The sequence below is a fragment of the Micromonospora sp. NPDC049151 genome (assembly GCF_040648395.1).
GTDB lineage: Bacteria > Actinomycetota > Actinomycetes > Mycobacteriales > Micromonosporaceae > Micromonospora.
The window spans coordinates 83,964-104,823 of sequence record NZ_JBEZDP010000007.1 but is presented as its reverse complement, the minus strand read 5'-3'; the positions used below and the strand labels follow the sequence as shown (position 1 = coordinate 104,823).

Here is a 20,860-nt window from a genome sequence, read left to right as displayed (position 1 = left end):
GCCGTCTCGCGTCGGGCCTGCGTGAGGGTCCGTCCACACCGACTCGTGTGGTGGCTCACGTAACCCGCAAGATCTTTGAGCTGCAAGATCGTCTGCCGACCGATAGGTTGAATTGGTGCTGCCCGTAGCGTTCGCCCCGTCCACCTGGACGGCGACGCTGCGCCGAATCGCCCGCACGGCGGTGGCCGGCCTGGTGCTGATCGTCGGCCTCCAGGGCATCGCCGCCACACCCGCCCACGCCACCGCGTCCTCGCACGCCACCGCCTCGCACGCCGTCGAGCACGTCGCGACGATCGAGCACGTCGCCGTCATCGAGCACATCGCGACGCCGCGGGCGGTCACGGCCGGCCACGCACGTTCCGCCGCACTCACGGCGGGCGACGCCACGACCACTGCCCTGCGGACCACCGGTCCCGGCACCGGCCCCGCCGTCGCCGAAGCCTCTTCCGCCGGCTCCGCCGGGCGCGTCCCCGGCACCGAGGTCGTCGCCGCCGCCGACCCCGGCCGCGCGCACATCGCCCGTCGCGGTCCGCCGCGCGCCTGACCGGGCGCCCTTCCGGTACGCCCCGGCGCGGCCTCACGGCCGCACGCCTCGCGCCCTGCCGCGCGTGCCGCGTCTCCGTTCACGACGCGCACCCGCCCGGATGCCCGGGCCACAACCGCTTATCGTCCTTCGTTCCACCTTGAGGTGCTGGTGATGCAGACCGTCTTCTCCGCCGTCCTGCCCGACATGCCCACGGCCGCCGTGATCTGGCTGGTCCTGCTCGCCGTGGCCGCGACAGTGGTGGCCGCGCTGATCGTCCGCCCGTCCCGGTTCCGCTCGGAACTCGTCGACCGGATCAGCGACGCCGCCCGGCCGAGCAGCATCGAACAGGCCGAGCGGGCCCGCGTACAGGACCGGGACCGGGACCGGTACGCCGACGAGGTCGCCGTGGCCGCCTCCCGCGCGGCGGCTACCGCGGAGCGCAGCCGGGCGGAGTGGCTGACCGCCCAGGAGGAGGCCGAGTCGGCCTGGCAGGCGTACCAGGCGGCGGAGGACGACGTACGGCGCCTGGCTGCCGCCGCGGCGCTGCCGCTGCCCCGGACCGCCCGGACCCCGGCCGAGTACGCGGACCGGGAGCGCTGGCTGCACCGGGCCGCGATGGACGCCCAGTGGCGCAACGAGATCACGGTGCGGCAGCTCAGCGACATCCTCGGCGGCAACGGCTGGGACCCGACCCGGCACCCGGTCGAGCAGGAACTGCTGCTGCGCCGGCTGGTCCGGGACAACCTGGCGGCACGGCACCGGGCCGCCGCCCAGCGGGAGCAGGCCGCCTGGCAGGCAGCCGAGCTGGCCGCGGCCGCGGCGCAGAGCCTGCGCGACGAGGTGTTCGCCGCACTGCACCCGGTCGCCGAGCCGCAGGCGGAACTGTCCATCGTCGGGTTCGCCGGGCCGGAGACCACCCGGGAACTGCCGGCCGGGGCGGCGGCCGTCGAGGTCACCCGCGAGCTGCCCCCGGTGGCCCGGGGACGGGCGGCAGTCGCGGCCTGAGAGTTCGCTGCCGGCCGGTGCCACGTCAGCGGGCGGCACCGGCCCGGCTCGACTAGCGTGATGGCGTGTCCCGTGAAGCCTGGGTGCTCGTCGTGCTCGCCGCCGTCGTCGCGGTGGCGATGCTGGCCGGGGCGGTGGTCCTCGCCGTCCGGCTGGTCCGCACGCGCCGCATGCTCGGCGCGCTCGGCGCCGGCGGCAAGGTCGCGTTCTACGGCGCGCTGATCTACACGATCCTGCCGGTGGACCTGCTGCCCGACCCGATCTACCTGGACGACATGGGCGTCCTGGCGGGTGCGCTGTTCTACCTGGGCCGGCTGGTCGCCAAGCACCGCGCCGAGCAGCGGGCCGCCGGGGAGTCCCCGGTGAAGACTCTGCCGCCGGCACCCCGCCGCTGAGGTTCCACAGGTACGCCGAACGAGGAGACGACATGGCGGGACGGCACCGGTTGGATCCGGGCGACGAGCGGGTGGCCCGCTTCTTCGCGGACCGGCACCTCGCCACGCTCACCACACCCCGTGCCGACGGCACCCCGCACGTCGTACCCGTGGGGGTGACCTTCGACCCGGCGGCCCGGCTGGCCCGGGTGATCACCTCCGCCGGGTCGGCGAAGGCCCGGCACGTCGCGGTGGCCGGGCCGGACGGCGTCCCGGTCGCGGTGTGCCAGGTCGACGGCCGGTGGTGGCTGACCGTGGAGGGCCGGGCGGTGCTGCGCCGCGACCCGGAGTCGGTGGCCGAGGCCGAGCGCCGGTACGCCGAGCGGTATCGCACCCCGCGCCCGAATCCGGAGCGGGTGGTCATCGAGATCGCGGTGACCGGGCTACTGGGAAGTCTCCCCGGCTGAGCCGTCCGTCCGGTTCCGGTGTGGCCCCGGCCACGCCTGGAAATGGCGTGCCGCAGTAGGGCGGTTGAACTCTCCGTACGCCGAGCGCCACTCCTGGTGCCACGTCTCCCGCACGGAGCCGTCGACCCCCGAATGGAGCCTCGACAATGAATCCGATCATCCGTAAGTGCGTGCTGTCCGTCGCCGGCCTGGCCGCGGCCGGCGGTGCCGTCGCCGGCCCGGCCGCCGCCCATGCCGCCCCGGTCAAGGGCAAGGGTGACCGTGCCGCCGACTACGAGTACCAGGCGCAGCCGAACTACTTCTACTGCGGTCCCGCCTCGACCCGGATCGCGCTGTCGGCCGAGGGCAGGGACGTGAGCCAGGACGAGCTGGCCGCCAAGCTCGGCACCACCGAGAACGGCACCGACTCGGCCATCGACATCACCCGGGTGCTGAACGAGTACACCGGAGGCAAGTACCGGACCACCGAGATCCGCGACGACGTGGCCACCCGTGGGCAGGTCGACCGCCTGCGCGCGGACATCCGTACCGCTGTGGACGACGACCGGCCGGTGGTGGCGAACATCCTGGGCGCCGCCCGGGACGTCGACGGGGTGGAGCACAGCTACCCCGGTCACTACGTGACTGTGGTGCGGTACGAGGGCGACGGCGACCGGGTGCTGATCGCCGACCCGGCCCGGCCGGACGCGCCGACGTACTGGATGGACGTGACCGAGCTGGCCAACTGGATCGCCGGCCGCGGCTACAGCTCCTGACCCCGCCTTCTGACGCACGGGCCGGTCTCCCCTGTGGAGGCCGGCCCGACGCCGCGGCGGCCACGCTCCCCATCCGGGGGCGTGGCCGCCGTCGTGTTCCGGCGCCGAAGCGGGCGTACGTCAGCGACCGGTGTCGCCTTCGCCGGTGCGCTGCTGCGCCATGTCGACGCCCTTGTCGATCTGCGCGTCGTACTTGCCGCCGCTGCGCTTGTCGGCGGCGTCGCCCGCCTTCTCGATCCCCTGGTCGACCTGCTTGTCATGCTTGTCCGCGAAGTCCTTGGCCTTGTCCATGAAGTTGCTCATGTCCGATCTCCCTTCGATACGTTGAATGCCTTCCCTGAGGCCGGGGGCACAAACACCGGGTGGGTGGTTACCGCCCTGGTGTCGGATCGATCCCTGTCGGGTACCAACGGCCACGATCGAGGAGGGCGACGTGGACGACGACGCTGGTATACCCGGGCGGGCACCGACCGCCGGACCGCGACAGACGTGGGCCGGACTTCCCTGGCCGGTACGCACGGCTGTCACCTGGAGCGCCTGCCTCCTGGTCGTGACGGCCGGGCTGTGGCTGCTCGGGCAGATCGCCGTGCTGCTCGCGCCGCTCGCCGTGGCGCTGGCCGGCACGCTCTTCCTCGCCGCGCTGCTCGACCCGGTGCTGGTACGCCTGCGCCGGCTGCGGGTGCCGGCCGGGCTCGCTGCGCTGCTGAGCATCCTGCTGCTGCTCGGCATTCTGGGCGGCGCCGGTGTCCTGGTCTGGAACCTCACCGCGAGCCAGTTCAGCGAGTTGAGCCAGCAACTCGACGAGGGGTTGCAGCGCACCCGGGACTTCGTCACGTCGAGCCTGCCGGTAACCGACCAGCAGCTCGACCGGCTCGTCGAGCAGATCCGGCAGGGCCTGAGCAGCGGCGCACCCGACCCGGTCGCCGGGGCGCGCAAGGTCGCCGAGGTCGCGGGCGCGGTGCTGCTCGCCCTGGTGCTGCTGTTCTTCCTGCTCAAGGACGGCCGTTCGATGTGGCGCTGGGTGCTGCGCCGGCTGACCGGCCCGCGCCGGGAGCTGACCGCCGAGGCGGGACGGGCGGGCTGGCGTACGCTCGGCGCGTACAGCCGGGGCACGATGATCATCGCGGCCATCGACGCCATCGGCATCGGGCTGGCGCTTGTGGTGTTGCGTGTCCCGCTGGCCCTGCCGCTCGCCCTGATCACGTTCCTCGGCGGCTTCGTGCCGATCATCGGCGCCACGGTGGCCGGTGCGGTGGCGGTGCTCGTCGCGCTCGCCGCGAACGGCCCGACCACCGCACTGCTCACGCTTGCCGCCGTGATCGCCGTCCAGCAGATCGAGGGCAACCTGCTCGAACCCCTGGTGATGCGGCGGCAGGTGCAGCTTCATCCGGCGGTCATCCTGGTGGTGGTCACCGCCGGCACGCTGGTCGCCGGGGTCGCCGGGGCGTTCGTATCGGTGCCGATCGCGGCGGTGCTCTGGCGTGTGCTGGACACCGTGCAGCGGCACCGCGCCGCCGAGCAGAGCGGGAACGACGCACCCGGCCCGGCCGCCGATCCCGGCCGAGCCGCCGAAGCCGCGGGCTGACGGCTGACGGCTGACGGCTGGCACGATCGGACAGCCACCCGGCGCCGGCTGACTGCCGACACGTGGTGCGGGCCGCCGGGACCGCGCCACGCGGGCTGGTCAGGCGGGGTGCGGCTGGCGCAGGTGGGTGGTGAACCAGGTGCCGGCCTGGTCGGCCACCTGCTCCAGCGTGCCGGGCTCCTCGAACAGGTGCGTGGCACCGGGCACGATGCGCAGCTCGGCGAGCTCGCCCAGCGCGTCCCGGGCCTGCTCGTTGAGCACGATCACCTGCTCGTCCAGGCCGCCGACGAGCAGCAGCGTCGGTGCGCGTACCGCAGTCAGGGAGCTGCCGGCCAGATCCGGCCGCCCACCCCGGGAGACCACCGCGCCCACCCGGTCCGGCCGGGCCGCGGCGGCGACCAGCGCGGCGGCGGCACCGGTGCTGGCGCCGAACAGCCCGATCGGGAGCCGTCCCAGCTCCGGGTCGGCGCCCATCCAGTCGACGATCCCGGCCAGGCGCTCGGCCAGCATGCCGATGTCGAAGCGCAGCTCGGCGGTGACCTCGTCCCGGGCCTCCTCGTCGGCGGTCAGCAGGTCGACCAGCATCGTGCCGAGCCCGCGCTCGTTGAGCGCGCGCCCGACTGCCATGTTGCGCGGGCTGTGCCGCGAGCTGCCGCTGCCGTGCGCGAACAACACCACCCCACCGGCCCTCGCCGGCACCACCACGTCCCCCACGAGCCCGCCCGCAACCACAGGAACCGAAACCTCACGCATCCCCTTCACCGCCCCTCCCGCTCTCCCCGCGTATACCCCCCACCCCGACGATCATGAAGTTGACGGCCCAGAAAGCGCTTCCTCACCCCGCCAACCTCATGATCACCCCCGCGTGAAGGGTTGCGTTGACGTCGGCGGCAAGGTTTAGCGTCAATCGGCAGAGAGGGACGGGGGCGGCGGATGCGGATCGGGGAGCTGGCGCGGCGGGCCGGTACGAGCACCCGCACCCTGCGCTACTACGAGGCACACGGACTGGTCCGTCCGCACCGGTCCGCCAACGGATACCGGGTCTACGACGAGGCGGAACTACGCGTCGTCCGCGAGATCCGGTCCCTGCTGGCGATCGGCTTCGGTCTGGACGACATCCGCCCGTTCGTCGCCTGCCTGCGCGCCGGGAACGACTCCGGTGACGTCTGCCCCGATTCGGTGGCGGTGCTGCGGCGCAAGCTCGCCGAGGTGGACGACTACCTCGACCGGCTCGGCGACGTCCGCCGCCGGCTGCACGACCAGCTCGCCCACGCGATCATCCAACGGGAGGAAACATGCCTCAGGACACGGGGACCGAACGGCTGACGGCGGTCACCGACGAGACCTTCGCGGCCACAGTGCTGGCCGCCGACCGGCCGGTCGTGGTGGACTTCTGGGCCGAATGGTGCCCACCGTGCCGGGTGGTGTCGAAGCACCTGGCCGAGCTGGCCGAGGAGTTCGGCGACGCGCTGCGCTTCGTCACCCTCAACACGGACGAGAACCCGGCCACCACGCGCGACCACCGGATCATGTCCGCGCCGACCATGCTGGTGTTCCGGCGCGGGGAGGTGGTCGGCTCGATCGTCGGCTCCCGCCCCAAGGACCACCTGCGCCGCAGCTTCGCCCAGCACCTGGACGGCTGAGCCCCACACGCCCACACCCGGGACGGTTGAGCCGCCGCCGGGCGGGAACGCGCGGGGTGACCACGGACCCCGACCGATCGCGAGGATCGTCATGGCGAAACAGGACAGGTCCCGGGAACAGGAACGCACCGACCAGGAACGCCGCGAGCAGGAACGCAACGGCTCGCCGGACTGGGCCGACCGCGCCGCGACGGCGCGTACCGCCGACGACCCGCGGGCCACGGCGCCGCGCGACGCCGGCGGGCGTCCGTCGAACGGCCGCCAGTTCTGAGGTACGCCTACCGAGCGGTCCCGCCCCTGGTGGCGGGGCCGCTCAGTCCATGCGTTCGGGCAGGTGCATCAGCGGCGCGCGGCCCTGCGGCTGCTCCGGCTGCGGCCCCTTCGGGTGTGCCGGGGGCACCGGCACGGTGACCGGCTGCGCGGAGGTGACCCGCAGCGGCTCGCCGTGGTGCCGCAACTCCACGACGGTGTCCGGCCCGCCGTTGCGCAGCGAGTACGTCGTCTGGTGCGGCCGGACGTCGACGCGCAGCCGCATCCCGTGCCACTGGAGTGAGAACTCCAGGCGGCTGAGGCGGCTGGAGAGCCGGGGTGCGAAGGAGAGCGTCCCGTCGTGGTCACGCAGCCCGCCGAAGCCGGCCACGAGCGCGATCCAGGCGCCGGCCAGGGACGCCATGTGCACGCCGTCGCGGGTGTTCTCGTTGAGGTCGTGCAGGTCCATCAGCGCGGCCTCGCGCAGATAGCGGTGGGCCAGTTCGAGGTAGCCGACCTCGGCCGCCAGCACCGCCTGGGTGCAGGCGCTCAGCGACGAGTCGCGTACGGTGCGCCGCTCGTAGTAGACGAAGTTGCGCAGCTTCTCGGCGGCGCTGAACGCGTCGCCCCGCCAGTGCATGGCGAGCACCAGGTCGGCCTGCTTGACGACCTGCTTGCGGTAGAGGTCGAAGTACGGGTAGTGCAGCAGCAGCGGGTACTTCTCCGGCGGCGTGTGCTCGAAGTCCCACTCCTGGAAGCGGGTGAACCCCTCCACCTGCTCGTGGACGTCGGTCTCCGCGTCGTACGGGATGTGCATGTCGTTCGCGGCGTCCCGCCAGGCGGCGGCCTCCTCCTCGGTGACGCCGAGGTCGAGCGCCTGGTCCCGGTAGCGCATCGCGCAGTCCGCCGCGGTCAGCAGGTTCCGCTGCGCCATCAGGTTGGTGTAGACGTTGTCGTTCTTCACCGCCGTGTACTCGTCCGGGCCGGTCACGCCGTCGATGTGGAACCGTCCGGCGCGGTCGTGGTGGCCGAGTGAGCGCCACAGCCGGGCGGTCTCGACGAGCAGTTCCAGGCCGATGTCCCGTTCCAGCGCCTCGTCGCCGGTCACCAGCACGTAGCGGCGCAGCGCGTCGGCGACGTCGGCGGCGATGTGGAACGCGGCGGTCCCGGCCGGCCAGTACGCCGACGACTCCGGCCCTTCGATGGTGCGCCACGGGAAGGCCGCCCCGGCGAGGTTCAGTGTGCGGGCGCGTTCCTGCGCCTGGGCCAGCGTGTCGTACCGCCACTGCAACGCGTCGCGCACGGCGCCCGGCTGGGTGTACGTGAGCACCGGCAGCACGAACATCTCGGTGTCCCAGAACGCGTGGCCGTCGTACCCCGGGCCGGTGAGGCCCTTGGCCGAGATGGGCCGCCGTTCCGCGCGGGCGCCGGCCTGGAGGACGTGGAAGAGACCGAACCGGACGGCCTGCTGCACCTCGGGGTCGCCCTCGACGCGCACGTCGGCGGCGTCCCAGAACGCGTCCAGGTATTCGCGCTGGGCCCGGCGCAGCCCGTCCCAGCCGTCGAGCCGGGCCGCGGCCAGTGCCGCGCCGACCTGGTCGCGCAGCGCCGGGAGGGACCGGCGGCTGGACCAGCCGTACGTGAGGTACTTGACCACCCGGAGCGTCTGGCCGGGCTTGAGCACGCAGCCGATGGTGGTGCGGACCCAGTCCTCGTACCCCTCGCTCTCGATCGTGGTGCGTTCGGGCCCGTCCACGTCGTGGCCCATCGCGGCGGCGACCCGCAGCCCGCTGACCTTGGTGCGGTGGATGAGCTGGCCGCCGTCGTCGGTGGTCAGCTCCTCCTCGGCCTGCAACGGCGATTCCAGCACGGCGGCCACCCGGGGGTCGCGGCTCTGCGGTGGCAGCGACTCGTTGGCGACCAGCTCGGACTGGAGGATCAGCCGCAGCGGACCGTCGACCGGCTCGACCTCGTAGTGGATGGCGGCTACCGAGCGCTGGGTGAACGACACCAGCCGGGTGGTGCGGACCTTCACCTCGCGCCCGGCCGGGGAACGCCAGTGCAGGTCCCGCTGGAGCGTGCCGGCGCGCATGTCGAGGACCCGCTCGTGGGCGAGGAGTTCGCCGTAGCGCACGTCGAGCGGTTCGTCGTCCACGAGCAGCCGGATCAGTTTGCCGTTCGTGACGTTGACGATGGTCTGCCCGGATTCGGGGAACCCGAAGCCGGCTTCCGCGTACGGCAGCGGGCGCAGCTCGTAGAACGAGTTCAGGTAGGTGCCGGGCAGCCCGTGCGGCTCGCCCTCGTCGAGGTTGCCACGCAGCCCGATGTGCCCGTTGGAGAGCGCGAACACCGACTCGGACTGGGCCAGCACGTCCATGTCGAGCCGCATCTCCCGGACGTGCCAGGGCTCGACCGGGTACGCCCGTTCCCGGATCACGCGGCCGGCTCCGCGGCGAGCAGTTCGGCGAGGTCGGTGACCACCACGTCGGCGCCGTGCGCGAGCAGTTCGCCGGCCTGGCCGACCCGGTCGACGCCGACCACGTACCCGAATCCGCCGGCCCGTCCGGCGGCCACCCCGGCGAGGGCGTCCTCGAAGACGGCGGCCTGGGCCGGTTCGACGCCGAGCAGCCGGGCGCCTTCCAGGAACGTGTCCGGGTCCGGTTTGCCGCGCAGCCCGTTCGCGCGGGCGACCACGCCGTCCACCCGCGCCTCCAGCCAGTGGTCCAGCCCGGCGGCGTGCACCACGGCGGCGCAGTTGGCGCTGGCCGAGACGACAGCGCGGCGCAGCCCGGCCGCGGTGGCCGCCTCCAGGTAGCGCACCGAGCCCTCGTACGCCTCGACGCCGTTGTGCTCGATCCGCTGGAGCAGCACGACGTTCTTACGGTTGCCGAGACCGTTGACGGTGTCCGCCTCGGGCGGGTCGTCCGGCGATCCCTCGGGCAGCGTGATGCCGCGCGAGGCCAGGAATGTGCGCACCCCGTCGGCGCGCGGTCTGCCGTCCACGTACCGGTTGTAGTCCGGTCCGCTGTCGAACGGGTGGAACGGCTCGCCGGTTTCGGCCGACCGTCGCCTCAGGTACGCGTCGAACGTCTCCGTCCAAGCGGCGTTGTGCACCTTGGCGGTCTGCGTCAGCACACCGTCCAGATCGAAGAGACACGCGCTCACGTGCTCGGGGAGGCCCAGCATCGCTTGAATCTAACCAGAGCCCGCGCCGGGTAAACACCGTTCCGGGCTCAGCGGTTCGGGCGCAGCGTCCAGATCACTGTGAGCGAGGAGGTGAGCGTGCCGTCCTCGGTGCGGACCTCCACCTCGACCGGGAACTCCGGCCGTCGGCCGGCGTCCAGCTCGGCCAGCACCTCGGCGGGGACGCCGCCGAGCCGCGCCGTCGCCAGCACCGGCCCCATCGCCACCTTGAGGTAGCGGATGGTCGCGGTCACGGCCAGGGGTACGGCCCGGTCGAGGACCTGCCCGAACGCGGCCAGCACAACCGCGCCCGAGGCGGTCTCCCCCAGCGTGAACATGGCCCCGGCGTGCGGGCCGCCCACGTGGTTGTGGTGCGCCGGGTCGTCGGGGAGCCGGACCACGGCCCGGACCCCGCCCTCGGCCTCGGGTGCCACCTCGACGAACTCGATCCCGAGCGTGCGGGCGAACGGCACGGCTTCGAGGAGACCGGCCGCCACCTGGCGAGAGTCGATGCTCATGCCCAAACGCTACTCGCCGGTAACCAACCCGGCAAGACGCCGGAACGCGCCGGCCCAATGTCACTAAGTAAGTGACATCCGCACCACATGGAGCTAGCGTTGTCTCTTATTAAGAGACATTGGGACATGAGATGATCTACTCCACCCCTGAACTCAGCGATCACGACGAGACCGTGCTGGCCGAGGTGCATGACATGCGCCGCGTGCTCGCTGATGTCCTGCGCACTCCTCGCCGGTGGACCGGTGGCCTCCGGCGCACGATGTTGGCCCGCGCGATTCTCGGCTCCAACAGCATCGAGGGCTACGTGGTCGCCGAGGACGACGCCGCCGCCGCGCTGGACGGCGAGGAGCCGCTGAGCGCCGACGACCGAACCTTCGCCGAGATTCGGGGCTATCGACAGGCTCTGGGGTACGTGCTGCAAACCGCCGGGGATCCGCACTTCCGCTTCGAGACGTCGGTGATCCGCAGCATGCACTACATGATGCTCTCGCACGATCTGAGCAAGAGCCCGGGGCAATATCGCAAGGGCCCGATCTACGTACACGATGAGCGGACCGATGAGCGGGTGTACGAGGGTGCGGACGCCGACCACGTGCCTCACCTCATGGAGGAGTTAACCGAAGATCTACGGTCGGATGTCACCGCCTCTCCGCTCGTCAAGGCAGCCATGGCGCATCTGAACCTGGTGATGATCCATCCGTTCCGTGATGGCAACGGGCGAATGGCACGTGCCCTTCAGACGTTGGTGCTCTCCCGACGCGCGATCGTCGAGCCTGCTTTCTCCAGCATCGAGGAATGGCTGGGCAGCAACACCGAGGACTACTACCGGGTGCTGGCGGTTACCGGGCGTGGCCGCTGGAACCCCGAGGGTTCGGCGCACCTCTGGGTGTCGTTCAACCTGCGCGCCCATCACATGCAGGCGCAGACCGTCGCTCGCCGCTTCGAGGAGGCGTCCGGCATCTGGTCGGAGTTGGACGCGATCGTTGCCGAGAAAAGGCTCCCTGAGCGGGTGACCGATCTGCTCTACGAGGCAGTGCTGGGCTATCGCATCCGTCGCTCCGGGTACGTCAAACTTGCCGATGTCGAGGACAGGACCGCATCTCGGGATCTGGCCAGCCTTGTCGAGCAGGGCCTTCTGGAAGCACGAGGTGAGCGGCGGGGCAGGCATTACGTCGCCGGCCCCACGCTGGTGACGGTGCGGGAAAGAGTCCATGCTCAGCGCAAACCGATCAGCGACCCCTATCCGGCCATGCCGGTCGTTCTCGCAACCGAGGCTGCCAATACGACCGGGTCAGGTGAACGGTTGTAACCACGGTTTATTTCACGGCCCTGTCGCGGCGTTTCGGCGGCTGTCGACTCCGGGTAGCGAATGGCCCATGAACCGCGATCTCGCGCGCGGGCTGACGGTGGCGTGGGCGCTCCCGGAGTTCCGCGACGGGCTGCGTCACCTCGTCGACCTCGACGAGGTGACAGTGCTGCTGGCCGCGCTGTCCCTTCCGGACCGCGACCGCGAGGTCGAGCGCAGCGCGCTGGGCCTGCTGCGTTCCGGGCTCGACAGCACCGAGGTCCGGGAGGCGGTGTTGCTGCTGCTGGAGCGGGACACCGTACGCCGGCCGCTCGTCACCGCGGCGGTGGAGCCGCTCGCCGACCGGCCCGGCCTGGTCACCGCCGTCACGTCCGCGGCCGAGGACCCCCGGATACGCCACGAGGTACGGGCGATGCTGGACAGCCCCGGCGTCCGCGAGCTGATCTGGCGGGCGGCCGACGACCAGGTGAGCGACAACCGGTTCGGGCTGATCCGCCGGGCGGCGGTGCTGTTCGTCCGGCACCCGAGCGCGCGGCGGCTGGGGTGGGCCCTGCGCCGGCACGGCGTGCTCCGCGAACTGCGCCACAAGGCGTGATCCGGAGCCGCATCACCTGATCGGGCCGGTCAGCTCCGGGAGCGGGGCCCGCGAAGCGCCGGCGCAGGAGGCGCCGCGGGGCGAAGATCGCCACGTCACTGGCGGCGTTCCGCGCGTATCCGCGTATCTCGTACCCGTGCAGAACCGCACGGTCCCGCAGCAGGTGAGCGACCGAGTCCGCGTCGATCCGGCCGTGCAGACGGGCGTAGTGGCCGAGGGACTGCAGTGCGTTGGCGCGGGTCTGCGCGCTCACCGACGTGAGCGCCCGCGTGATCCTGGGCAGCACGACGTCGGGTTCGGGATGATTGAGCACGAGGGTCAGGAGCGCCACCCCGGCGTACGGATCATCCCGCCGCAGGGCGCCGTCGACGATCTCCGGCTGGTCGATCGCGTCGATCCAGCTCCGCATCGACCAGCGCGGAGCGCCGGACACCTCGTCGTCGTCGCGGACCCGCGCCTGGTCGGCCCTCGACAGCTCGGCCGTCACTCGTAGCCCATCGCGGGGATGATCTCGCCCAGTTCCCGCTCGACGTACGCGCGCGTGCCGGCGTCGAACTGGTCGTCGCGGTGCGCGAGCCTGTCCGTCTGGAACGTCGACGCGGTGACGGCGTCCTCGACGCCCAGCCGTTCGAACAGGGCCCGCCGCTGCCCGGGCCAGTCGGCCGCCAGATCCTCAGCCTTCACCTCGACGTACCGCCGGGTCGTCAGGTCGGCCGCGTTCCTCCAGGCCAGCCATCGTTGATAGACCGGCACGAGGTAGGCCAGCGCACCGTCGACTGTTGACGGCGCCCACGGCTGGGCCAGGTGGGAGGCGAACACCGCCACCGGGTGACGCTTGATGTGCACGATCGTCGCTTCGGGCACCAACTCCCACAGGAAGTCCATCGCGAAGAGATTGAACGGGGTCTTCTCGCACCAGGTCGGCTTGCCCGCGTCGGCCGCCGCCCCGCCGAACAGGGTGTCGACCAGGCCCCGCAGGACGCCGATCAGCTCGCCCCGGTCCCGGAAGTGCCTCGCGACGGCCCGCCGCCGGCTGGCCGGCCCGAACGGCCCGGCCGGCCGGTCGCCGTCGCCGAAGCCCTCCGGGGGTGCGGGTTCGTCGTACGCGTACGCGATGACCTGCGGCCAGAGCCGGTGTACGGCGTCCCGGTACCGGCCCACGCCGACCAGCTCGGGCACGGTCTTGCCACGGTCGTCCCGCCGTCCGGGGACCCGTACGGTGAGGAAGTCGCTCAGCCGGTGCAGGGCGTCCTCACCGACGATGGGGTCGTATCGTTCGGTGAGCGCGTCGGCCAGGTCCCGCAGGCCGCCCGGTTCGACGATGAACTTGGTCTCCATCGGGATCCGGTGGATCAGCGGATGCTGGCCGATGACGTCGGCGATCCGTGACGTGCCCGAACGGCCCGTACCAGCGACGAAGACCGGCGAGAGGGACGGCATGGACGGCAGTCAAACTCCCGGCCCGGCGCGGGGGCAATCCGATTATCACCGCCGCGATCAGCTGATCGACCTCCTGGCCGACGCGGTCGGGTCCGTCACCGTGGCGCACCCGACGCGGGTCGCCGTCGACGGGCCGCCCGCCGCCGGCAAGACCACGCTCGCCGACGAGCTGGCCGCCGTCCTGCGGGCCCGTGGCCGGTACGTCATCCGGGCGACAGTCGACGACTTCCTCTTCCCCCGGGAGCGGCGCTATCGACGCGGCGAGTTCTCGGCCGAGGGCTGCTACGTCGACACCCACGACCACCAGTCGCTGAACCGGGTGCTGCTCGACCCGCTCGGCCCCGGCGGCGACCGGCGCTTCCGGCTCTCGGTCTACGACCACGCCACGGACGCGGTGGTGTCCCCGCCGCTCGCGACCGCTCCCGCCGACGCCGTGCTGGTCTTCGACGGCGTCTTCCTCCTGCGCCCGGAACTGCTCGACCGGTGGGAGCTGCGCGTCTTCGTGTCCACCGCGCTCGACAAGACGGTGGATCGTGCCGTGATCCGCGAAAGCAGCGTGTCGACGAGAGCCGACGTCGAACGGCGCTGGCACGAGCGGTACCTGCCCGCCCAGCGGCTCTACTTCGCCACGGCCCGCCCGGCCGAGCACGCCGACGTCGTCGTGCACAACGACGATCCCCGGCAGCCGATCTGGGAGACCCGGACACACGCGGATGGCAGGCTGGCGACCATGGACAGGAATCAGGTGGCCGCCTGGATCGCGGCGTACGAGCAGGCGTGGCGCACACCGGGCACGGCGACGCTCGGCACGATGTTCACCGCCGACGCGAGCTACCAGCAGGGGCCGTACCGGGATCCGGTCGTCGGCCTGCCCGCCATCACCCGCATGTGGGACAGCGAGCGCGACGGCCCCGACGAGGTCTTCGAGATGACATCGGAGATCGTCGCGGTCGACGGCGACACCGCTGTGGCACGGGTGCAGGTCCGGTACGGCGACCCCGTCCACCAGGAGTGGCGCGACCTCTGGATCATGCGGTTCGCCGAGGACGGCCGGTGCCTGTCGTTCGAGGAGTGGCCGTTCGCGCCGGAGAAGCAGGCCGCCGCCGGGTGAGACCGGCCGTCTATTCGGCGGATATCTCCCCGAGGATGCGTCGCGCCTCGGCCGACTCCTCCGCGTCCTCGGGGTCGTCGAAGGTGCGGGAGTAGGTCGCCAGCGTCTTCCAGAGCGCCCAGCCACGTCCACGCGCCCAGGCCGCGTCGTCCACCGACAGCCGCTCGCGGAATGCCGCCCGGCCCTCGACGCTCAGCAGCGTCCAGGCGATCGCCAGGTCGCAGGCCGGGTCTCCGACGCCGCATGTCCCGAAGTCGATGACGGCGGCCAGCGAGCCGCTCGCGAGCAGCAGGTTTCCCGGGGCGATGTCGCCGTGGAACCAGCGGTCCACCCCGTCCCAGCGGGCGCCGAGCGCCCGCGCCCAGATCTCGCGAACCAGCGCGGCGTCGACGTGGCCGTCCAGCGCCGCGAGCGCATGCTCGACCTTCTTGTCGTACGTGCGCAGCGTGCCGCCCCGGAACCAGTTGTGGACGCCAGGCCGCGGACCACCGGCGGTGTCGACGTCCTGCAGGGCCGCGAGGAATCCGGCCAGGTCGAGGGCGAACCGCACCGGGTCGGCGATCCGGTCCACGGCGGCGGTCTCGCCGTCGAGCCAGCGGTAGATCGACCACGATACGGGTAGCCCGCGCCCGGCTCGCCCTTCGCCAGCGGTACGGGGATGGGTAGCGGCAGCCGAGCGGCGAGGGCCGGAAGCCACAGGTGTTCCTTGTCGACAGCCAGGGCGTACTCGGCGGCGCTGGGCAGGCGCACCAGCAGCTCGGGGCCGAGGTGGAAGGTCCAGTTGTCCCAGCCGCCGTTGGCGACCGGTTCGATCCGGAGGCCGGCCAGGTGCGGGAACTGGTCGGCGACCAGGAGACGCACCTGCTCCACGCCGACGGCGGTGCGCCGTGGCGGGGGACCGAGATCCGGTACGTCACTCACGCCCGTTTGGCGTACGCGACAAACGCCGTCCAGGTCGACGGAGTGAACGCCAAAACCGGCCCCTGCCGGTCCTTGCTGTCCCGCACCCCCACCACACCGGGCAGGTTGTCCGCCACCTCGACGCAGTCGCCGCCGTTACCGCTGCTGCGGGTGCTCTTGCGCCAGGTCGCGCCGGTCAACTCCATCGCTTCGCCGCCTCCGAGATCGCCGCCAGGGTCGCCCCGTGCGGCATCGCCTCCGCGCGAATGGACTCCCACGTCTGCCGCAGTGCGTTCACGTCCACCGCGCGCTCCACGATTGTGCCGTGCAACGGGTTGTCCAGGTAGCCCACATCGTCGCCGTCGGCCGGGGTGGCGAGCACGAACGCGCCGTTGAGCCCCGGATAGGCACCGACCGTCTCCGGCACCAGGTGCAGGTGCACCCGGGGCCGCCGTGCCATCTCGATCAGGTGCTCCAACTGCTCCCGCATCACCTTCGGCCCACCGACCGGGCGAGCCAGCACCGCGTGGTCGAGCACCACCACGAACTGTGGCGGCGCCGGGCCGTCCAGCACCGCCTGCCGAGCCAGCCGAGCGGCGACCTGGCGCTCGACGGCCTCGCCGACGAACTGCGCGGCCCCCTCGTAGAGGGCTCGGGCGTACTCCTCGGTCTGCAACAGACCGGGCACCACCAGCGGTTGGTAACTGCGCAGCGCCGTCGCCTCCTGCTCGATGCTCACCCACTCGCGGAACCACGGCATCAGCGCCTCCTGCATCAGCGCGTCCCGGATCCGCACCAGCAGGCCGCCGCCGTTCAACACCTCGTCGCAGCGCTCGGTGAACTCGGCGCGGGGCGCCCGGCGGCACTGCTCGACGGCCGCCACCAGCGACGCCGAATAGCTCACCCGCTCGCCCAGCGCCTCCTGGGTCAGCCCCGCGTCGGTACGTAACCGGCGCAGCTCACCGGCGAACAGTTCCCACAACGGCACACGGATCATCTGCACACCTCTGCACACGGCTGCACACGGAAGTCGGCCGGTCGGACGGCCAGGAAGGTGGGGGTGGAACGCCTCCCGACAGTAGCCGCGCCGTGACGAGACTGTCACGCAGCGGAGCCGAACTCGTCCGGTTCCCGCTAGCGAGAGGAGTGCAGGTGATCAGTCACCAGCTGGGGCAGCCGCCGGACGGGCCGGCACCGGACCGCCCCCGGCCGTACCCGCCGCACGCCACCCCGCACACGCCGCTGCGTCCGATGTGGTGCTGCCGGTCCTGCGGGCAGCCGTGGCCGTGCCCGACCGCCCGGCTGCTGCTCCACGGCGAGTACGCGGACAACCGGATCGGGCTGTCGATCTACCTGTGCGGGCTGATGTACGAGGCGACGCGCGACCTCTACCGGCTGAACCCGGACGACGCGCCCGCCCCGGCCGACCTGTTCGCCCGCTTCGTCGGCTGGGGCCCGTACCGCCGTCACCGGCCCGTCCCACCGGGCGACGGTTGTTAACAAGGGGCCCTTCCTCTACCGGAGGCGTTAACAGGGGGCCCCTCCTTTCACCGCCAGCCGACGTCGATGCGGTCGCCCCGCTCGTCGAAGAAGTGCAGCGCGTCCATCCGCACCTGCACGGCGAGCGGGTGCCCGGGCGACACCTGCGGGTACGGCGCGAGCCGTACCGCCAGTTCCGCCGGGCGGCGGTGGTGTCGGCCCGGGTCGGGCAGCACGCTCGTACGGTTGCCGCCGCCGGCCTCCGGGGCGGGAGCCGACGTCTCCGGGGCCCGCCCGGTGAGCCGCTGCATCACCTGGTTGAACCGGCGCAGGCCGCGCTGGCCCGGCGGGGCCTGCTCGACGGGGGTGCCCATCTCGTCGACGACGATCGCGGTGGCGCCGATGTCGAGGAACGCGAGCGACTCGTGGCCGTGGTGCTCCAGGTAGCGGATGCGCCCGTGCAGCACGTCGCCGGCGGTGTCCGGGGCGACCGGGGTGAGCGCCTCGGCGCGCATGCCGACCACGATCCGCTCACCGTGGTAGTGCGCCACCGCCCGGCTGCGGATGTCGTCCCAGGGCAGGTAGAGCGACTGCTCACCGAGGCTCAGCGCGACATAACGGTCCAGGTGGACGTAGACCGACGCCTCCAGCAGGTTCATCCGCGGGCTGCCGAGGAACGCGGCGACGTAGAGCGTCGCCGGCCGCCCGTACACCTGGGTGGGGGTGCCCACGTCCTGGAGCACGCCCTTGCGCATGATGGCGACCCGGTCGGCCATGGTCAGCGCCTCGGCCTGGTCGTGGGTGACGTAGATGGTGGTGACGCCCAGCTCGCGGGTGAGGCCGGAGATCTCCGCCCGCAGTTCGGCGCGCAGTCCGCTGTCCAGGTTGGAAAGTGGCTCGTCCATCAGGAACAGGCCGGGTCGGCGCACTATCGCCCGCCCCATGGCGACCCGCTGCCGCTGGCCGCCGGAGAGCTGGCTGGGCTTGCGCCCGAGGACGTCGCCGATACCGAGCGCGCTCGCCACGTCCTGGATCCGCTCACCGCGTGGCGCCGGTTCGACGCCGGAGAGCCGCAGCGGGAAACCGATGTTGTCGCCGACCGTCATGTGCGGATAGAGCGCGAAGTCCTGGAAGACCATGGCGATCTTCCGGTCGCGTGGTGGCAGGTCGTTCGCGAGTTCACCGCCGAGCAGGATCGCTCCGGAGGACGGGTCCTCCAGCCCGGCGACCATGCGCAGCACCGTCGACTTGCCGCAGCCCGAAGGGCCGAGCAGCACCATGAACTCGCCGTCGTTGACGTCCAGATTGATGGTGTCGACCGCGACTGTTCCGTCCGGGAACACCTTGGTGACATCCTTGAGCGCGACGGTGGCCACCGTCACCTCCCCAGTTCCTCGCCCCAAACCCGGGAATGACTGTGGCCAGGATCATCCGATTCGCACATCGGGTAAACGTGCCATGTTCGGCTCGTGACAGTCCTATTAAGCGGCATTCGCCGGGCTCCGAAGTTAAGTGACCTGCCGGTAACCGCTTTTACGGCGTTTCGCCGAGGAACACGCGGCGCACCACGCGCTCGGCGGCGTGCCCGTCGTCGAGCGCGCAGAACCGCGCCCGGAACGCCGACCGGGCCCGCTCGGCCGCCTCGCCGTCGACAGCGCCGGAGCGGAACACGTCGAGCAGGCCGGGAAAGTCCAGCGCCACCGCCCCGGGCGGCTCGGCCAGCAGGTCGAAGTAGACGCCACGGGCGACCCGGTAGGCGTCCCAGTCCGGCGCGTACACCACTACCGGCCGGTCCAGCACCGCGTAGTCGAACATCGCCGAGGAATAGTCGGTGACCAGCGCGTCCGCCGCCAGGTAGAGGTCCTCCACCCGGTCGTACGCGCTCACGTCCAGCACGCCGTCCGCCGCCGGTCCCCGAGGATGCCGCTCCCGGTCGTGGAAGTAGTGGCTGCGCATCAGCAGCCGGCCCCGCGGCCCGAGGACGTCGAGCATCCGGTCCGGGTCGAACGGTGGCCGCCAGCCCGGCAGGTGTTCCCGGTGCGTCGGCGCGTAGAGCACCACGTACTCGTCGGGTGCGATGCCGAGCGCGGCGCGGGCCTGGCCCCTGTCCTCGGCGGTGGCCAGCGCCAGCCGGTCGTTGCGCGGGTAGCCGACCTCCAGCGTGGTGTAGTCCGCCGGGTACGCCCGCTCCCACATCTGCGTGGAGAAGCTGTTCGAGGTGATGCTGTAGTCCCAGCGGTCGACGCGGCGCAGCAGCCCGGCGAAGTTCATCCCCATCGCGCCCACCGGGTAACGCTGCTGGTCGAGCCCCATCACCTTGACCGGCGTGCCGTGGTGGGTCTGCACGTGCACCGAGCCGGGCCGCTTGCGGACGAAGTCCGGGAAGTTGACGTTGTTGACGAGCCAGCGGGCGCGGGCCAGGACGCGGTGGTACTCGGGGGTGCCGGCCACCACGTACTCCACGCCCGGCGGCAACGCTGCCACCCGGTCCCGGCGGACGATCCACACGCCGCGCACCTGCGGCGCGAGCCGGCGGGCCGCCTCGTAGATCGCCGCCGGATTGCACGAGTAGCCCCGGTACCAGTAGGCCGCGTAGACGGCCAGCGTCGGGTCGATCGGCCGGTGCAGCTCGGCCCGGTAGTACTCGCCCAGCGCCAGGTCACGCGCCCGCCGGGCGGTACGCCGCACCACGGGTGCGACCCGTCGCCGGGCCAGCCGCGCGGTCCGCCGGGCCGTCTCCCCCGCCTGGTGCGCCTCGCGCAACGCGCTGAACGTCCGCCACCGGCCGGCCGCCACCAGCCGGTGCTTGAGCCCTTCCGGGCCGGGCGGGACCGGGTAGCCCTCGGCCGGCAGGAACCGCACGTAGTCGGCGTGCATCTGGGCGAAGAACGGCGCCCGCAGCTCGGGTGCGATCCGGTCGCCGTTGCCGAGCACCGTGAGGTAGTGCCAGATCATCCGCTCGAAGACCGCCGGCCGCAGCCCGGCCACCTCCGGCCCCCAGCGGTCCATCAGCCCGAACACCCGGTGCCACTGCGGGAAGACCTCGAAGTGCCGGTCGCCCCGGGTCCGGGTGATCGCGCCGGTGCGGCGCTGCCGGTAGTTCAGGCAGATCCGGTCGAGTACGCCGATCCGCCCGGCCGCCATCAGCGCCGGATAGCTGAACGAGACGTCCTCGTACCAGCCCGGCTCGAAACGCAGGCCGCGCTCGTTCAGGAACTCCCGGCGCACCACCCGGTTCCAGGCGGTGTGCAGCAGCTTCAGCGTCTCCGGCCGGTCCCGCAGCGTGAACGTCGTCGCGCCGGGCGGGACCGGGAACACGTCACGCATCGCGCTGCGGGTGCCGACGTTGTTCCAGTGCGCCCGGACGTGGTCGACGATCAGCACGTCCGGTGCGGTGTCGCGGAGTCGGCCGGCCACGTGCGGCAGGCAGCCGGGCACCAGCCAGTCGTCGCCGTCGACGAACCACACGTACTCGCCGACAGCCCGGTCCAGCCCGATGTTGCGGGCCGGACCGAGCCCGACGTTCTCGGCCAGGCTGACCGGGCGGACCCGGGGGTCGCGGAGCGCGTACTCGGCCAGGATCTCGCCGCTGCCGTCCGGGGAGGCGTCGTCGACGCCGATCACCTCGATGTCGCCGAACGGCTGGTCGAGGATCGAGTCGAGACATTCCCGCAGGTAACCCTGCACCTTGAAGGCCGGCACGACGAAGCTGATCAAGGTCAT

General features: G+C 72.0%; 23 protein-coding genes and 2 pseudogenes. 14 read left to right on the top strand and 11 right to left on the bottom strand.

The window, feature by feature from the left end:
* Positions 1-115 precede the first annotated feature (115 nt).
* From AB0B20_RS10885 to AB0B20_RS10865, 5 genes are all read left to right on the top strand, one after another.
* Positions 116-544, top strand: coding sequence for a hypothetical protein (locus tag AB0B20_RS10885; protein WP_357469889.1), 429 nt, complete (start codon positions 116-118; stop codon positions 542-544).
* 153 nt (positions 545-697) lie between these two features.
* The gene (locus AB0B20_RS10880) at positions 698-1,531 is read left to right on the top strand and encodes a hypothetical protein (RefSeq protein WP_357383240.1); all 834 of its coding nucleotides are present in this window, start codon (positions 698-700) and stop codon (positions 1,529-1,531) included.
* A 65-nt stretch (positions 1,532-1,596) separates the two neighbouring features.
* Entirely contained in the window at positions 1,597-1,926 is a 330-nt protein-coding gene (locus AB0B20_RS10875; RefSeq protein ID WP_357383238.1) for a YkvA family protein, read from the top strand.
* Positions 1,927-1,958: 32 nt separating this feature from the next.
* On the top strand, positions 1,959-2,372 hold the full coding sequence (locus tag AB0B20_RS10870; protein ID WP_357383236.1) for a pyridoxamine 5'-phosphate oxidase family protein: 414 nt from the start codon (positions 1,959-1,961) through the stop codon (positions 2,370-2,372).
* Between the two features lie 146 nt (positions 2,373-2,518).
* A complete protein-coding gene (locus tag AB0B20_RS10865) occupies positions 2,519-3,127 on the top strand; it encodes a C39 family peptidase (RefSeq protein ID WP_357469885.1) in 609 nt (202 codons plus the stop codon).
* A 120-nt stretch (positions 3,128-3,247) separates the two neighbouring features.
* Here AB0B20_RS10865 and AB0B20_RS10860 read toward each other — a convergent pair whose 3' ends face one another.
* Positions 3,248-3,430 carry an antitoxin gene (locus tag AB0B20_RS10860; RefSeq protein WP_357387651.1) on the bottom strand — a complete coding sequence of 61 codons (183 nt, stop codon included), beginning with the start codon at positions 3,428-3,430 and terminating at the stop codon, positions 3,248-3,250.
* A 130-nt stretch (positions 3,431-3,560) separates the two neighbouring features.
* On the opposite strand from AB0B20_RS10860, the gene AB0B20_RS10855 reads away from it, so the two are divergent.
* On the top strand, positions 3,561-4,712 hold the full coding sequence (locus AB0B20_RS10855) for an AI-2E family transporter (protein ID WP_357469882.1): 1,152 nt from the start codon (positions 3,561-3,563) through the stop codon (positions 4,710-4,712).
* 99 nt (positions 4,713-4,811) lie between these two features.
* On the opposite strand, the gene AB0B20_RS10850 is transcribed toward AB0B20_RS10855, so the two are convergent.
* Positions 4,812-5,465, bottom strand: a complete 654-nt coding sequence (locus AB0B20_RS10850; RefSeq protein ID WP_357387647.1) for a dienelactone hydrolase family protein — start codon at positions 5,463-5,465, stop codon at positions 4,812-4,814.
* Positions 5,466-5,645: 180 nt separating this feature from the next.
* Here AB0B20_RS10850 and AB0B20_RS10845 point away from each other — a divergent pair, with 180 nt between their 5' ends.
* The 3 genes from AB0B20_RS10845 to AB0B20_RS10835 all read left to right on the top strand — a co-directional run bounded on the left by AB0B20_RS10845 (position 5,646) and on the right by AB0B20_RS10835 (position 6,626).
* Positions 5,646-6,038: a MerR family transcriptional regulator gene (locus AB0B20_RS10845; RefSeq protein ID WP_357387645.1), complete on the top strand. Its 393-nt coding sequence runs from the start codon at positions 5,646-5,648 to the stop codon at positions 6,036-6,038.
* Positions 6,008-6,355 (top strand): thioredoxin domain-containing protein, encoded by a 348-nt coding sequence (locus tag AB0B20_RS10840; protein ID WP_357469879.1) that lies wholly within the window; start codon positions 6,008-6,010, stop codon positions 6,353-6,355. The genes AB0B20_RS10845 and AB0B20_RS10840 overlap by 31 nt, the downstream gene beginning before the upstream one ends.
* A gap of 91 nt (positions 6,356-6,446) precedes the next feature.
* Entirely contained in the window at positions 6,447-6,626 is a 180-nt protein-coding gene (locus AB0B20_RS10835; RefSeq protein ID WP_357387641.1) for a hypothetical protein, read from the top strand.
* A gap of 42 nt (positions 6,627-6,668) precedes the next feature.
* On the opposite strand, the gene AB0B20_RS10830 is transcribed toward AB0B20_RS10835, so the two are convergent.
* The 3 genes from AB0B20_RS10830 to AB0B20_RS10820 are packed head-to-tail and all read right to left on the bottom strand — an operon-like array spanning position 6,669 to position 10,305.
* Complete coding sequence (locus AB0B20_RS10830; RefSeq protein ID WP_357469876.1) at positions 6,669-9,041, bottom strand: glycoside hydrolase family 65 protein; 2,373 nt, start codon at positions 9,039-9,041, stop codon at positions 6,669-6,671.
* Entirely contained in the window at positions 9,038-9,790 is a 753-nt protein-coding gene (locus AB0B20_RS10825) for a beta-phosphoglucomutase family hydrolase (protein ID WP_357469873.1), read from the bottom strand. The genes AB0B20_RS10830 and AB0B20_RS10825 overlap by 4 nt, the downstream gene beginning before the upstream one ends.
* Positions 9,791-9,837: 47 nt before the next feature.
* Positions 9,838-10,305, bottom strand: coding sequence for a DUF4442 domain-containing protein (locus tag AB0B20_RS10820; RefSeq protein WP_357387635.1), 468 nt, complete (start codon positions 10,303-10,305; stop codon positions 9,838-9,840).
* A gap of 131 nt (positions 10,306-10,436) precedes the next feature.
* Here AB0B20_RS10820 and AB0B20_RS10815 point away from each other — a divergent pair, with 131 nt between their 5' ends.
* On the top strand, positions 10,437-11,615 hold the full coding sequence (locus AB0B20_RS10815; protein WP_357387633.1) for a Fic family protein: 1,179 nt from the start codon (positions 10,437-10,439) through the stop codon (positions 11,613-11,615).
* 67 nt (positions 11,616-11,682) lie between these two features.
* Positions 11,683-12,207, top strand: coding sequence for a hypothetical protein (locus AB0B20_RS10810; protein WP_357387631.1), 525 nt, complete (start codon positions 11,683-11,685; stop codon positions 12,205-12,207).
* A 483-nt stretch (positions 12,208-12,690) separates the two neighbouring features.
* On the opposite strand, the gene AB0B20_RS10805 is transcribed toward AB0B20_RS10810, so the two are convergent.
* Positions 12,691-13,647 carry a sulfotransferase gene (locus tag AB0B20_RS10805; RefSeq protein ID WP_357469870.1) on the bottom strand — a complete coding sequence of 319 codons (957 nt, stop codon included), beginning with the start codon at positions 13,645-13,647 and terminating at the stop codon, positions 12,691-12,693.
* Here AB0B20_RS10805 and AB0B20_RS10800 point away from each other — a divergent pair.
* Both AB0B20_RS10800 and AB0B20_RS10795 read left to right on the top strand, forming a co-directional pair.
* Positions 13,646-14,350, top strand: a pseudogene (locus AB0B20_RS10800) (AAA family ATPase); the annotation flags it as partial. The gene AB0B20_RS10805 and the pseudogene AB0B20_RS10800 sit on opposite strands and share 2 nt — an antisense overlap.
* A 27-nt stretch (positions 14,351-14,377) precedes the next feature.
* Positions 14,378-14,758 (top strand): nuclear transport factor 2 family protein, encoded by a 381-nt coding sequence (locus AB0B20_RS10795; RefSeq protein WP_357470031.1) that lies wholly within the window; start codon positions 14,378-14,380, stop codon positions 14,756-14,758.
* Positions 14,759-14,768: 10 nt separating this feature from the next.
* Here the strand turns inward: AB0B20_RS10795 and AB0B20_RS10790 are convergent.
* The 3 genes and pseudogenes from AB0B20_RS10790 to AB0B20_RS10780 form a co-directional block, all read right to left on the bottom strand.
* Positions 14,769-15,508: pseudogene (locus AB0B20_RS10790) on the bottom strand (aminoglycoside phosphotransferase family protein).
* A 167-nt stretch (positions 15,509-15,675) separates the two neighbouring features.
* Entirely contained in the window at positions 15,676-15,864 is a 189-nt protein-coding gene (locus tag AB0B20_RS10785) for a DUF397 domain-containing protein (protein WP_357387625.1), read from the bottom strand.
* Positions 15,855-16,655, bottom strand: coding sequence for a helix-turn-helix transcriptional regulator (locus tag AB0B20_RS10780; protein ID WP_357469867.1), 801 nt, complete (start codon positions 16,653-16,655; stop codon positions 15,855-15,857). The genes AB0B20_RS10785 and AB0B20_RS10780 overlap by 10 nt, the downstream gene beginning before the upstream one ends.
* 155 nt (positions 16,656-16,810) lie before the next feature.
* Here AB0B20_RS10780 and AB0B20_RS10775 point away from each other — a divergent pair, with 155 nt between their 5' ends.
* On the top strand, positions 16,811-17,158 hold the full coding sequence (locus AB0B20_RS10775; RefSeq protein WP_357387621.1) for a hypothetical protein: 348 nt from the start codon (positions 16,811-16,813) through the stop codon (positions 17,156-17,158).
* 47 nt (positions 17,159-17,205) lie between these two features.
* Here AB0B20_RS10775 and AB0B20_RS10770 read toward each other — a convergent pair whose 3' ends face one another.
* Together AB0B20_RS10770 and AB0B20_RS10765 are read right to left on the bottom strand one after the other, a co-directional pair.
* On the bottom strand, positions 17,206-18,513 hold the full coding sequence (locus AB0B20_RS10770) for an ABC transporter ATP-binding protein (RefSeq protein WP_357469864.1): 1,308 nt from the start codon (positions 18,511-18,513) through the stop codon (positions 17,206-17,208).
* Positions 18,514-18,670: 157 nt separating this feature from the next.
* Entirely contained in the window at positions 18,671-20,860 is a 2,190-nt protein-coding gene (locus tag AB0B20_RS10765; RefSeq protein WP_357469861.1) for a bifunctional glycosyltransferase family 2 protein/CDP-glycerol:glycerophosphate glycerophosphotransferase, read from the bottom strand.

Excerpts from the sequence above, each read along its gene's own strand:
- AB0B20_RS10835 (WP_357387641.1), top strand. The coding sequence starts at position 6,447 with ATGGCGAAACAGGACAGGTCCCGGGAACAGGAACGCACCGACCAGGAA.
- AB0B20_RS10810 (WP_357387631.1), top strand. The coding sequence starts at position 11,683 with ATGAACCGCGATCTCGCGCGCGGGCTGACGGTGGCGTGGGCGCTCCCG.
- AB0B20_RS10785 (WP_357387625.1), bottom strand. The coding sequence starts at position 15,864 with ATGGAGTTGACCGGCGCGACCTGGCGCAAGAGCACCCGCAGCAGCGGT.
- AB0B20_RS10780 (WP_357469867.1), bottom strand. The coding sequence starts at position 16,655 with ATGATCCGTGTGCCGTTGTGGGAACTGTTCGCCGGTGAGCTGCGCCGG.
- AB0B20_RS10880 (WP_357383240.1), top strand. The coding sequence starts at position 698 with ATGCAGACCGTCTTCTCCGCCGTCCTGCCCGACATGCCCACGGCCGCC.
- AB0B20_RS10860 (WP_357387651.1), bottom strand. The coding sequence starts at position 3,430 with ATGAGCAACTTCATGGACAAGGCCAAGGACTTCGCGGACAAGCATGAC.
- AB0B20_RS10825 (WP_357469873.1), bottom strand. The coding sequence starts at position 9,790 with ATGCTGGGCCTCCCCGAGCACGTGAGCGCGTGTCTCTTCGATCTGGAC.
- AB0B20_RS10765 (WP_357469861.1), bottom strand. The coding sequence starts at position 20,860 with ATGACCTTGATCAGCTTCGTCGTGCCGGCCTTCAAGGTGCAGGGTTAC.
- AB0B20_RS10820 (WP_357387635.1), bottom strand. The coding sequence starts at position 10,305 with ATGAGCATCGACTCTCGCCAGGTGGCGGCCGGTCTCCTCGAAGCCGTG.
- AB0B20_RS10805 (WP_357469870.1), bottom strand. The coding sequence starts at position 13,647 with ATGCCGTCCCTCTCGCCGGTCTTCGTCGCTGGTACGGGCCGTTCGGGC.
- AB0B20_RS10865 (WP_357469885.1), top strand. The coding sequence starts at position 2,519 with ATGAATCCGATCATCCGTAAGTGCGTGCTGTCCGTCGCCGGCCTGGCC.
- AB0B20_RS10840 (WP_357469879.1), top strand. The coding sequence starts at position 6,008 with ATGCCTCAGGACACGGGGACCGAACGGCTGACGGCGGTCACCGACGAG.
- AB0B20_RS10850 (WP_357387647.1), bottom strand. The coding sequence starts at position 5,465 with ATGCGTGAGGTTTCGGTTCCTGTGGTTGCGGGCGGGCTCGTGGGGGAC.
- AB0B20_RS10845 (WP_357387645.1), top strand. The coding sequence starts at position 5,646 with ATGCGGATCGGGGAGCTGGCGCGGCGGGCCGGTACGAGCACCCGCACC.
- AB0B20_RS10815 (WP_357387633.1), top strand. The coding sequence starts at position 10,437 with ATGATCTACTCCACCCCTGAACTCAGCGATCACGACGAGACCGTGCTG.
- AB0B20_RS10795 (WP_357470031.1), top strand. The coding sequence starts at position 14,378 with ATGGACAGGAATCAGGTGGCCGCCTGGATCGCGGCGTACGAGCAGGCG.
- AB0B20_RS10870 (WP_357383236.1), top strand. The coding sequence starts at position 1,959 with ATGGCGGGACGGCACCGGTTGGATCCGGGCGACGAGCGGGTGGCCCGC.